This window comes from Roseomonas sp. WA12, assembly GCF_054165765.1.
On sequence record NZ_CM135108.1, the window covers coordinates 2614647 to 2626411 of the forward strand.

Annotated in this window: 11 protein-coding genes; 5 read left to right on the forward strand and 6 right to left on the reverse strand. The window is 71.0% G+C overall.

Features of this window, described 5'->3' with window-relative positions; all coding sequences use genetic code 11:
• Positions 1 to 2 precede the first annotated feature (2 nt).
• Positions 3 to 224 (reverse strand): hypothetical protein, encoded by a 222-nt coding sequence (locus ACVBD7_RS12540; protein WP_458093570.1) that lies wholly within the window; start codon positions 222 to 224, stop codon positions 3 to 5.
• A gap of 141 nt (positions 225 to 365) precedes the next feature.
• Between ACVBD7_RS12540 and gpmI the strand changes: the two genes are divergently transcribed.
• The 5 genes from gpmI (at position 366) to ACVBD7_RS12565 (ending at position 6808) form a co-directional block, all read left to right on the forward strand.
• Positions 366 to 1898, forward strand: coding sequence for a 2,3-bisphosphoglycerate-independent phosphoglycerate mutase (gene gpmI, locus ACVBD7_RS12545; RefSeq protein WP_458093571.1), 1533 nt, complete (start codon positions 366 to 368; stop codon positions 1896 to 1898).
• A gap of 112 nt (positions 1899 to 2010) precedes the next feature.
• Positions 2011 to 3414 carry a murein hydrolase activator EnvC family protein gene (locus ACVBD7_RS12550; protein ID WP_458093572.1) on the forward strand — a complete coding sequence of 468 codons (1404 nt, stop codon included), beginning with the start codon at positions 2011 to 2013 and terminating at the stop codon, positions 3412 to 3414.
• A gap of 148 nt (positions 3415 to 3562) precedes the next feature.
• The gene (locus tag ACVBD7_RS12555) at positions 3563 to 4990 is read left to right on the forward strand and encodes a S41 family peptidase (RefSeq protein ID WP_458093573.1); all 1428 of its coding nucleotides are present in this window, start codon (positions 3563 to 3565) and stop codon (positions 4988 to 4990) included.
• 25 nt (positions 4991 to 5015) lie between these two features.
• Positions 5016 to 6323, forward strand: coding sequence for a divergent polysaccharide deacetylase family protein (locus tag ACVBD7_RS12560; RefSeq protein ID WP_458093574.1), 1308 nt, complete (start codon positions 5016 to 5018; stop codon positions 6321 to 6323).
• On the forward strand, positions 6320 to 6808 hold the full coding sequence (locus tag ACVBD7_RS12565) for an RNA pyrophosphohydrolase (protein ID WP_458093575.1): 489 nt from the start codon (positions 6320 to 6322) through the stop codon (positions 6806 to 6808). The genes ACVBD7_RS12560 and ACVBD7_RS12565 overlap by 4 nt, the downstream gene beginning before the upstream one ends.
• Before the next feature lie 35 nt (positions 6809 to 6843).
• Here the strand turns inward: ACVBD7_RS12565 and ACVBD7_RS12570 are convergent, their stop codons facing one another.
• From ACVBD7_RS12570 to ACVBD7_RS12590, 5 genes are all read right to left on the reverse strand, one after another.
• The gene (locus ACVBD7_RS12570; protein ID WP_458093576.1) at positions 6844 to 7989 is read right to left on the reverse strand and encodes an endo-1,4-beta-xylanase; all 1146 of its coding nucleotides are present in this window, start codon (positions 7987 to 7989) and stop codon (positions 6844 to 6846) included.
• Position 7990: 1 nt separating this feature from the next.
• The gene (locus ACVBD7_RS12575) at positions 7991 to 8851 is read right to left on the reverse strand and encodes a ferritin-like domain-containing protein (protein ID WP_458093577.1); all 861 of its coding nucleotides are present in this window, start codon (positions 8849 to 8851) and stop codon (positions 7991 to 7993) included.
• Positions 8852 to 8994: 143 nt separating this feature from the next.
• On the reverse strand, positions 8995 to 9405 hold the full coding sequence (gene atpC, locus ACVBD7_RS12580) for an ATP synthase F1 subunit epsilon (protein ID WP_458093578.1): 411 nt from the start codon (positions 9403 to 9405) through the stop codon (positions 8995 to 8997).
• A 2-nt stretch (positions 9406 to 9407) separates the two neighbouring features.
• The gene (gene atpD / locus ACVBD7_RS12585; protein ID WP_458093579.1) at positions 9408 to 10838 is read right to left on the reverse strand and encodes a F0F1 ATP synthase subunit beta; all 1431 of its coding nucleotides are present in this window, start codon (positions 10836 to 10838) and stop codon (positions 9408 to 9410) included.
• Between the two features lie 13 nt (positions 10839 to 10851).
• Positions 10852 to 11745 (reverse strand): F0F1 ATP synthase subunit gamma, encoded by an 894-nt coding sequence (locus ACVBD7_RS12590; RefSeq protein ID WP_458093580.1) that lies wholly within the window; start codon positions 11743 to 11745, stop codon positions 10852 to 10854.
• Positions 11746 to 11765 lie beyond the last annotated feature (20 nt).

Genomic DNA, 11765 nt, shown 5'->3' on the forward strand with positions numbered 1-11765 from the left:
CGTCAGAACGCCAGGGTACCTGCCGGCAGCACAGCGGTGAAAACCCAGATGATCAGCCGGCTGATGACAAAGAAGACATCCACCCCCGAGGCCAGCCAATCCGTCCCTGCCGCGGGCAGACCAAGCCGGTCCAGATGCAGGCGGGCGTGGCAAACCACCACAATCAACGTCGCTACGGCGCGGAGATACTGGACCGAGACGAGTTGCGGCATCGACGCGGGCATCCCGACCCTTCCGGTGCCAGGACCGTTTGATCCAGCGACTTTCGTCAGGGCATTCGCTAACCCCCTGGCCGCCCTCCGTCTGGCCAATCCACCGGGCCGGCGCTATGGCAGGCAGCGCCCAAGACGCAGAGGCCCGTTCGCATGCCCCATCCGAAACCCGTCATGCTTGCCATCCTCGATGGCTGGGGCTGGCGGGAGGATCAGGCCGACAACGCGGTCGCCCAGGCGGACTCTCCGGTCTTCGACACCCTCTGGGCGGGCTCCCCGCACGCGTTCCTGCGCACCTGCGGCCCGGATGTCGGCCTGCCCATGGGGCAGATGGGCAATTCCGAGGTCGGCCACCTGAACATCGGTGCCGGACGCATCGTGATGCAGGACCTGCCCCGCATCGGCGCCGCGATCGCAAATGGCAGCCTTGCCGGCTATCCGCAGATCGTCGAACTCGGCGAGAAGCTGCACGCGTCAGGCGGCACTCTGCATCTGTGCGGCCTGGTCTCCCCCGGCGGCGTCCACGCGCATCAGGACCATGCGGTGGCGCTGGCCGGAATCTTCGCCATCAAGGGCATTCCTGTCGTCATCCATGCCTGGACCGATGGGCGCGACACCCCGCCGGAAGCCGCCGCCGAGACCCTGCCCGCCTTCGAGGCCGCGCTCCCTGCCGGCGCCCGCATCGGCACCATCACCGGCCGCTACTTCGCCATGGACCGCGACAACCGCTGGGAGCGCGTCTCCCAGGCCTGGCGCGCGATGGTGCTGGCCGAAGGGGGGCACGTGGCGTCGGCAACGGAGGCTGTGCGCGCTGCCCATGCCGCCGGCCAGACCGACGAGTTCATCCCCGCCACCATCCTGCCCGGCTATGCCGGCATGAGGGACGGAGACGCGGTGCTCTGCTTCAACTTCCGCGCAGACCGCGTGCGGGAGATCATGGCGGCGCTGGTTGATCCCGCTTTCCAGGGCTTCGAACGGCCGCGCGTCCCCGCCCTCTGCGCCGCTGCCGGGCTGACCGAGTATTCCGAGGCGCTGAATCCCCTGCTCGCCACAGTCTTCCCACCGCAATCGATGGCGGACCTCCTCGGCCCTACCGTCTCGGCCGCGGGCATGACGCAGCTCCGCATGGCGGAGACGGAGAAGTACCCTCACGTCACCTACTTCCTGAACGGCGGCGAGGAGACCCCCTTCCCCGGCGAGGACCGGGTCATGGTTCCCTCCCCCAAGGTCGCCACCTACGACCTGCAGCCGGAGATGTCCGCGCCCGAGCTGGCGGCGAAGGCGGAGGCCGCCATCCGCTCCGGCGCCTACGACATGATCATCCTGAACTTCGCCAATGCGGACATGGTCGGCCACACCGGCAGCCTTGCGGCCGCAACCCGGGCGGTGGAAGCGGTGGATGCCGGCCTCGGCCGCATCGTCTCGGCCATCCGCGACACCGGCGGCGCCCTGCTCGTCACCGCCGATCACGGCAATGCCGAGATGATGCGGGATCCCGTCACCCACGGTCCGCACACCGCCCATACGCTGAACCCTGTGCCGGTGCTGCTGCTGGGTGCCCCGGCGGGGACGCGGCTGCATGACGGCCGCCTCGCCGACCTCGCCCCCACGATGCTGGCCCTGCTCGGCCTAGCCCAGCCCGCGGCCATGACCGGGCGGAACCTGATGGAAGTGCCGAAGGGGTGACCCCGCGGTGATCCGGGGCGGCGCTCGCGCCGCGCCACCTCTCCCGTCCGGCGAACCGGCGCGGGTCGTTCCGGCCGCCCGTGTTGCGCGCAGTGGATGGCTCGTCCGGGCCTTGCCCGCGGGTTTGCTGGTGCTCGCCCTGCTGCCGGCCCTTGCCCAGCCGGCGCCCGCGCAGCCCGATCGGCGCGCCCTGGGCGAGGCCGAGCGCGAGGCCCGCAGCGCCCGCGGGGAAGCCGCCGCCATCGCCCGCGACGCCCGCGCTGCCGAGGCCGCCGAGCGCAGCCTGGCCGAACGGCGCGCCGAGGCCGGCCGCCGCGCCGTCACCGCCGAGGAGGCCCTGGCCGCGGCCGAGGCCCGGCTGGAGGAGGCCGAGGCCGCGCGCGACGCCGCCGAGGCCGATCTGACCCGCCGCGCCGAGGCGATGGCGCCCCTCATTCCCGCCATGCGCCGCCTTGGCCTGTGGCCCGCCGAAACCCTGCTTGTCGTTCCCGCCCCGCCGGAGGAGGCGCTGCGCGGGGCGCTGATCCTGCGCGGACTTGCGCGCCGCCTGTCGCGGGAGGCCGCAGAGTACCGGGAGGCGCGCGAGGGTTCCACCCGCGCCGCCGCCGCGCTGGAAGCCGAGCGCACCCGGCTGGTGGCCGCCCGCGTCGCCGCGCGCGAGGCGGCGACGGCCGTGGAAGCCGCCCTGGCCGAGGCCCGCGAGCGCCGCGAGGATGCGCGCGACGCCGAGACCGCGGCCACCCGCCGCGCCGCCGCCGCCGCCGCGGGCGCGCGGGACCTGCGCAGCGCGGTCGAGCGCCTGGAACGCGAGGCGCAGGCGCGCGAGGCCCGCGAGCGCGCCGAGGCCGCCGCCCGCGAGCGGGAAGCCGAGGCGCGGGAGCGCGCCGCCGAGCTTCGTCGGCGTGAGGCCGAGAACCGCGCCCGCGAGGCGGAGGCGCGCGAGGCCGCCCGCGAATCCCTGGCCCGCAACACCCCCATGCGAGAGGGAACCCTGCGAGAGGGCGCCGCCCGCGATCGCACCGCGCGCGAACAGGCGGCCCGCGACGCGCGGGAGGCCGAGCGCGAGGCGGAGGTTGCGCGGGAAAGCGCGGAGGCGGCGCGCGCGCGCGGGCGGGAGGCTTCGGCAAGCCAGCCCTCCGGCCCCTCCCCGGCCCGCGGCGCGCCGGTGGCCGGGGCCGTCCGCCGCGCCTTCGGCGATGGCGGCGCCACCGGCCAGACCTGGTCCGCGCCATCCGGGGCGCGGGTGGTCAGCCCCTGCGGCGGACGGGTGGTTTTCTCCGGTCCGTTCCGCAGTTACGGGCGGATGTTGATTGTGGACTGCGGCGGCGGATACCATTTTGTCCTTGCCGGCCTCGACCGGCTGGACGCGGAGCCCGGGCAGCGCGTGCTGGCCGGGGAAGCCGTGGGAACAGTTGGTAACGCTGAGGGGTCTGGCGGGGGCCGCGCGTCGCTCTACCTTGAACTGCGGCGAAGTGGCCGAGCCGTGGATCCGGCAGGCTGGACGGCGCGGGGCTGAAGCCCCGAAGGATTTTGGCGGGGCCATCGGCCCCAAAAGATTTTGGGCGGGGCCATCGGCCCCAACGCGGTTAACCGCCGGGCAGCACGCCCTGCGGCAATATGATGGAAGCGCCATGGCCCGCCATGGCGAGAGGGGTGTGTTTCGGATGCGTGTTCCTGGTGAGGTCTTTTCCAAGCCGCGCTTCCGCCTGCGGGCGCTGGCCACCGTGGCTGCCGCCTTCACCGCCGGCGCCATCGCCGGGCCGGTGGTCTCCGCCTGGGCGCAGGATGGGTCGCGCGCCGAGACCTACCGGCTGCTGAACCTGTTCGGCGACGTGTTCGAGCGCGTGCGCGCCGAATACGTGGAGCCCGTGAACGACCGCGACGTGATCGAGAACGCGATCAACGGGATGCTGACGGGGCTGGACCCGCACTCCTCCTACATGAATCTCCGCAACTTCCGCGACATGCAGGTGCAGACCCGCGGCGAGTTCGGCGGGCTGGGCATCGAGGTGTCGCAGGAGGCCGGCTATGTGAAAGTGATCTCGCCGATCGACGAGACGCCCGCCGCCCGCGCCGGGGTGAAGCCCGGCGACCTGATCACCCATATCAACGCCACCACCACCCAGGGCCTGACCCTGCAGGAGGCGGTGGACCAGATGCGCGGCGAGCGCGGCAGCACGATCCGCCTGACCATCCGGCGCGAGGGCACGGCCACCCCGATCGAGCTCTCCCTCACCCGCGAGACGATCCGCCCGCAGGTGGTGCGCTCCCGGCTTGAGGGGAACGACATCGCCTATATCCGCCTGACCTCCTTCAACGAGCAGACCGAGGCCGGCCTGCGCCGCGCCCTCACCACCCTCCGTTCCCAGGCCGGCGGCACGCTGAAGGGCGTGGTGCTGGACCTTCGGAACAACCCGGGCGGGCTGCTCGACCAGGCCATCCAGGTCTCGGACGACTTCCTGGACCAGGGCGAGATCGTCTCCACCCGCGCCCGCCGTCCCGAGGACGCGCAGCGCTGGAATGCCCGCTCGGGTGACCTGGCCCAGGGCGTGCCCGTGGTGGTGCTGGTGAATGCCGGCTCGGCCTCGGCCAGCGAGATCGTCGCCGGCGCTCTGCAGGACCATCGCCGGGCGATCGTCATGGGCGTGAAGAGCTTCGGCAAGGGCTCGGTGCAGACCGTGATGCCGCTGCCGGGCAACGGCGCAATCCGCCTGACGACGGCGCGCTACTACACCCCCTCCGGCCGCTCCATCCAGGCCACCGGCATCGAGCCGGACATCGAGGTGCTGGCCCAGCGCGAGGACGCTGCGCAGAACCGGGACCGCGACCGCGAGGCCGACCTGCGCCGCGCGCTGCGCAACGACAGCAGCGGTGGCTCGACTGCCCAGGGTGCGGCGGCCGCCCGCCCGCCCGCGCCGCTGCCGCCGCTGAACCTACCGGCCGGTGCGCTGGAGCGCGTGCAGCGCCTCCCGGCCGAGGGCTCTGCCGCCTTCGATCCGACTAAGCCGGAGACCGACCACCAGCTGCAGCAGGCCGTCGGGCTGCTGCGGAGCATGGCCGCGGTTCCGCCGCAGCGCCGCGCGAGCCGCTGATCGCCAGGGCGCGCCGAAGCCGCGGATGAGGGCCCTCGGCGTCTTCTGGCTGGTGGTGCTGGCCGCGCTCGGCGCCGGGGTCTTCGCCCTGAACCAGGCGGGGCCGCCCGCTGAGGGCATCCCTCCCTCTCTTCGGCGCGCGGCCGAACCGGCTGCGCGCGTGAGGGTGCCCGCCAACGACAATGCGGGAACTCCCGCGGCCCCGGTCGAAGTTCCGCCGCCACCCAGCCCGGCAGTGGCGCCTGAGCCACCACGCCCGCCCACTGCCGCAAACGACATCACCCCGCCGCCCTTGCCCGCCGAGGCGCCCGCGCGGCCACCGGCACCGCCTGCCGTTGCCCGGGACCTGCGCCCGCCGGAGCCGCCCGTGGCCCTTCCAGCACCGAGCGCCCCCGCCGGTGAACCTCGCCGTGCCGCCATGCCCAGCGCGCCAACCGCTCCGGAGGCGCCGCCCAGCGCACCGGAACCGCCTCCGCTGCCCGCCCTGGCCACGCGACGGGAAGCACCGACTGATCGCCCCATCCCGGCGCCCGACCCGGCTTTCCAAGAACCCTCCCGCTACGGCCCGCTACCGCGCCTGGGTCAGGAAGGGCGCACCCCCATCCGCTTCTACGGCCGGCCCTTTGACCGGTCGGAGACGCGGCCGCGGATTGCGCTGGTGGTCGGCAATCTCGGTCTCTCTGCCTCGCTCTCCGAGGAGGCGATCCGCCGGCTGCCGCCCGAGACGGCCCTGGCCTTCTCCCCCTATGCCCAGCGCCCCGCGCCGCTGCTGGACCGCGCCCGCGCCCGCGGGATGGAGGCGCTGAGCGCCCTACCGCTGGAGCCGGCCAATTACCCCACCAATGATCCCGGCGACCGCGCCCTGCTGACGACCCTGCCGGTGGCTGAGAATGCAGACCGGCTGCTCTGGGTCCTCACGCGCATCGGAGGGCAGGTGGGCGCGATCGGTGCGTTGGGGCCCATGCGCGGCGAGCGTTTCGCGGCGCTTCCAGAGTCCCTGAACGGGCTGCAGGACGTGCTGCGGGAACGCGGGCTGCTCTACATCGACCCACGCCCCGGCGCCGCCTCACCCGCCCGGGCCTGGGGCCGAAGCGTGGACCTGGTGGTGGACGAGCCGGCGACACGCGGCGAGATCGATCGCCGCCTGGCCGAGCTGGAGCGCATTGCGCGGGAGCGTGGCACCGCCCTTGGGCTTGCTGCGGATGTCTCGCCCGTGCTTGTCGATCGCGTCGCTGCCTGGGCGGCGGGGCTGGAGGAACGCGGGCTGGTGATGGCGCCCGTCACTGCCCTGATCCGCCGCCCAGAGGACATTCCCCGGAACCAGATGCCGTGACCCAACTGCCTTTGCGCCCCAATGTTGGCGCCTGCCTATTCAACCGCGACGGCCTCGTCCTCATCGCACGCCGCGCGGATCAGCCCGTCGGGGAAGCCAGCTCCGGCGCCTGGCAGCTTCCCCAGGGCGGGCTAGACGCAGGCGAGGACCCGGAGCGCGCCGTGCTGCGCGAACTGTCCGAGGAAATCGGCACGCGCAGTGCTGCCGTGATGGGCCAGATGCCGGAATGGCTGGATTACGACTTGCCGTCGCATCTGGTCGGCAAGGCCCTGGGCGGGATGTACCGGGGACAGACGCAGCTCTGGTTCGCGCTGCGCTTCCTGGGTGACGATTCCGAGATCCGGTTAGATGCTGACAAGCACCAGGAGTTCGATGCCTGGCGCTGGGCGACGCTCGCGGAGTTGCCCGACATCGCCGTGGCGTTCCGGCGGCCGATCTATGAGCGGCTGGCGCAGGAGTTCGCGCGCTACGCCGTGCCGGGGTGAGGCAAGTTTGGGGCGGGTAGACGACCCGCCTCCCTTCAGCCCGCGAAGACCCGCGCCATTGCCCGCCACATCTCCTTGCGGTTGTACTCCCAGTCCAACGGCAGGCCGCGGTGCAGCTTGCCGTCGCGCCGCGCCACCCCGGCCTCGGTCACCAGCCAGGAATAACGGTCCACCAGCCCCCAGGTCATGATGCTCCGCACGCCGGCCTCCGCGGCTGCGGAGACAAAGGCGGCAGCACGGGCGGCCACCAGGCCATCGCGGCCGGGATAGTCATCGGGCACGCCGTCGTTCTCGCGGATGTCCAACTCGGTCACCAGGACCGAGATCCCCTCAGCGCGCAGGGCGCGAATGAAGTCACCGAAGACGCTCGGGCTGAAAGGGTGCCGCATCTGCAGATGCGCCTGAATGCCCACCGCGTCGATCGGGACGCGCCGACGCAGCAGGTCCCGCACCAGGGACAGCAGCCGGCGCCGCTTCTCTTGGGCCCAAGGCGTGTCCTCCTCCACCCCGTACTCGTTCAGTACGAGGCGGAGGGTGGGGTCCTGTTCCCGCGCCAAGCGGAAAGCATTCTCAATGTAGGAAGGGCCGAGGGCGCGGAAGAAGGGCGAATCGCGCAGTTCGCCGCTCGCCTGAGGGGTGTCGCTACCGGGCGGGTCGGCGATCGGCTCGTTCACCACGTCCCAGTCGCGGATGCGGAGCCGGGTGGTGGAGAGGACGCGCGCGATATGCGCGGCCATCACGCCCCGGGCCCGAGCCGGGGTCTCGGTGAGGGCCGCCAGAGCCCAGTCCGGGAAGGCCTCGTGCCACACCAGCGCGTGGCCGCGGGTAAGGCGGCCCCGCGCCTGCCCCCAGGCGATGATGGCGTCCAGCGCAGTGAAGTCGAACTCCCCCTCCTTCGGCTGGAGGCTGGACCACTTGGCCTCGAATTCCGGCACCAGCACGCCGGCCTCGCGCTCATAGGCCGCGGCATACAGCGGATCGGAGACGAGAAGGCCGGCCTGGACTGCGGCGCCGAAGCTGAAGCCGCGATCGCGTGCGATCTGCCACAGGCCCGGAGGTGGGTTCAGCGCGGAGTCGCCAGGCTGTGCCCGGGCGCAGCCGACGCCGGAGACGGCCAGTGCCGCGCCGAGCACCGCGCGGCGGGATTGGCCCCCCGCCAATGCGGACGGGGGAACAAGCATGTCAGGCGGCCGCCCGGCTCGGGGTGGCGTTCTCATTGGCTGCGCGCGATAGGGCCTGGCGGTACTTCTCCCGCCGCCACTGCAGCAGCTTCCAGGCACCCTTGGCCGCGAGGTCGGAGAGCCGCCCGCGCGGCTCCAGCCCAACCGACTTGAAGATCATGCCCATGCTGCGCTCGATATGCCGGAACTGATAGAAGCCCATGGCGCGACCCATATAGCCGGTGATGCAGCGATCGTGGCTGTAGGGAGTCGCCTCAGACTCGTTCCCGCAATGATAGGCGAAAGCGAGCTCGTCGTCCTCCGATTCGCCGATACGACCGGCGGCAACTCGCAGGCGCTTCGGGAAGGACAGCTTCTCGCGCGCCAGATAGCGCTTCATGTGGTCGTAGAAGAGCTTGAAGTGGCGGTACTCGTCGGCCGCGATCAGCTTGCAGACCTGCTTCAGCACCGGCTCCTCCGTGCTGTCGCCGAGCGCGGTGTAGTAGGAGGAGGTCCCGGTCTCGACCATGCAGCGGGCGATCAGCTCGCCCGTGCGGGACCCGCGGATGGAGGCATCGGCCTTCACGTCGATCTTGTAGCCAGCGCGGTAGCGGGCGAAGGCGTCGTCAAAGTTCCAGCCGGGATCGGCCAGCTCGCCCCAGCGGCCGAGCGCGTCGCCGTGCTGGACTTCCTCGACCGCCCAGTTGTCGGCGGCCTGGCGAAAGTCGGGATCGCCCACGAAGACGTTGTTGAGATAGACCGCGTAGTCCACCCCGTTCTTTTCGACGAGGGCGGCGGCCTTCACCAGCGGCACGATCTCGGGGTCGACCTTGGACGCGTCGAAGCGGTCCCAGGCGATCTGATCGAGTGTCCAATGCTTCATGCGACTGCCGGTAATCCCTGGTGAGCCAGAAGTCCCTATCATAGCGCAACGGGGCGGCCCGATGTCAGGCCGCCCCGCTGGCGATGACAGATGCACGACACATCTGCGACAGAGCGGGCGAGATCAAGACCCGCCCGACGGGTTCAGGCCGCCTGGGCAGCGTCCTGCATAGCACGGGCCGCCATGACGCGGTCCATCGCCTTTTCCCGGATCTCGGGAAGGTCGTTGGTGGCGGCAGCCAGGGCCGCCTCGGCTTCCGTCACGCGCCGGGTCGCCTCGGCACGGGACAGGGTGGCGACCGGAGTTGCCTCGTCCGCCAGGATGGTCATGCGGGTGGGGGTGATCTCCGCGAAGCCGCCCATAATGAACAGCCGCTCGGTCTCACGCCCGCCCTCGGTCACCCGGATGACGCCGCCCTTGAGGGCGACGATCATCGGCGAGTGATTGGGCAGCACGCCCATCTCGCCCTCGACCGCCGGGATGACGGCCATCTCGACGGGGCGCGAGAGAAGCAGGCGCTCCGGGCTGACCAGCTCGAGGTCGAAGCTCGCCATGATCAGGCGGAGACCTTCAGCGTCTCGGCCTTCTTCACCGCGTCCTCGATGGTGCCGACCATGTAGAAGGCGGCCTCGGGCAGGTGGTCGTACTCGCCGGCCACGATGCCCGCGAAGGAGCGGATCGTGTCCTCGAGCTTCACGAAGACGCCCGGGGAGCCGGTGAACACCTCGGCCACATGGAAGGGCTGGGAGAGGAAGCGCTGGATCTTGCGCGCGCGCGCCACGACCAGCTTGTCCTCCTCGGACAGCTCATCCATGCCCAGAATGGCAATGATGTCCTGCAGCGACTTGTAGGTCTGCAGAACGCGCTGCACCTCGCGGGCCACGCGGTAGTGCTCCTCGCCCACCACGCGGGGGTCTAGGGCGCGGGAGGTGGAGTCCAGCGGGTCCACGGCCGGGAAGATGCCCAGCTCGGCGATCGAGCGGTTCAGCACCGTCGTCGCGTCCAAGTGCGCGAAGGAGGTGGCGGGCGCCGGGTCGGTCAGGTCGTCGGCGGGCACGTAGATGGCCTGCACCGAGGTGATCGAACCCTTCTTCGTGGACGTGATCCGCTCCTGCAGCGCGCCCATGTCGGTGGCCAGCGTCGGCTGGTAGCCCACCGCGGAGGGGATGCGGCCCAGCAGCGCCGAAACCTCGGCGCCCGCCTGGGTGAAGCGGAAGATGTTGTCGATGAAGAAGAGCACGTCCTGGCCCTGCTCATCGCGGAAGTATTCCGCCATGGACAGGCCGGAGAGGGCGACGCGCGCGCGGGCGCCCGGCGGCTCGTTCATCTGGCCGTACACGAGCGCCACCTTGGAACCCTCGGTGCCGCCATTCTCGCCGAGCTTGATGACGCCGGCGTCGATCATCTCGTGATAGAGGTCGTTGCCCTCGCGGGTGCGCTCGCCGACGCCGGCGAAGACGGACACGCCGCCATGGCCCTTGGCGATGTTGTTGATCAGCTCCTGGATCGTCACGGTCTTGCCGACGCCGGCGCCGCCGAACAGGCCGATCTTGCCGCCCTTGGAATAGGGGGCCAGCAGGTCCACCACCTTGATGCCCGTCACCAGGATCTCGGTGCTCGTCGCCTGGTCCTCGAAGGCCGGGGCGGCGCGGTGAATGGTGTAGGTCTTGTCGTGCGGGACGGGGCCGCGCTCATCAATCGGCTCGCCGATGACGTTCACGATGCGGCCCAGCGTGCCCTCACCCACCGGCACGGCGATGCCCTTGCCCGTGTCCACCACCTCGGTGCCGCGGACCAGGCCGTCGGTCGTGTCCATGGCGATGGTGCGGACGGTGCGCTCGCCAAGATGCGAGGCGACCTCGAGCACGAGGGTGCGGTCGCCGACCTGGGTCATCAGCGCGTTGAGGATGTTCGGCAGCTCGGAGGGGAACTGCACGTCCACCACCGGGCCGAGAATCTGAGTGACCTTGCCAACATTGTTCTTCATCGGATGGCTCCTGTCAGACCGCTTCAGCACCGGAGATGATCTCGATCAGCTCCTTGGTGATGTTGGCCTGTCGCGTGCGGTTGTAGTTGAGCGTCAGCCTGTTGATCATGTCGCCCGCGTTGCGCGTGGCGTTGTCCATGGCGGTCATCTGGCTTCCGTAGAAGCCGGCCATGTTCTCCAGCAGCGCGCGGTAGATCTGGATGGCGAGGTTCTTCGGCAGCAGCGCCGCCAGAAGCTCCTCCTCGCCCGGCTCGTACTCGTAGAGCGCGGGCAGCTCGTCCGCGGCCGCCGGTGCCACCGCGTCATTGGCGGGAAGCGGCGCCGGGATCAGGCGCTGCTCACTGGCAACCTGGCTGATGACGCTCTGGAAGCGGTTGTAGATCAGCGTGCACACGTCGAACTCGCCGGCCTCCAGCATCGCGGTGATGCGGGTGGCCAGCTCATCGGCCTGCTCGAAGCCGATGCGCTTGATGTTGTGGTAGCTGATGTCGCCCACGAAGCGGCTGGAGAACTCGCGCTTCAGATAGGTCGTGCCCTTCCGGCCGACGGTGAGGACCTTCACCGTCTTGCCCTCGGCCTCCAGCGCACGGATGCGCGCGCGGGCGAAGCGGGCGGCATTCGTGTTGAAGGCACCGGAGAGGCCGCGCTCGGCGGTCACGACGACCAGTAGATGAACCTGGTCGCGCCCCGTGCCGATCAGCATCTTCGGCGCATCGGGGCTGTCCGCCACCGCCGCGCCGAGGGAGGCGAGCATGCGCTCCATCCGCTGGGCATAGGGACGCGCCGCCTCCGCCTGCGCCTGGGCGCGGCGGAGCTTGGCGGCGGCGACCATCTTCATCGCCTGCGTGATCTTGCGGGTCGACTTCACGCTGTTGATGCGACCGCGCAGGTCCTTGAGGCTGGCCATGAGGGCTTCTCCGATGCCCC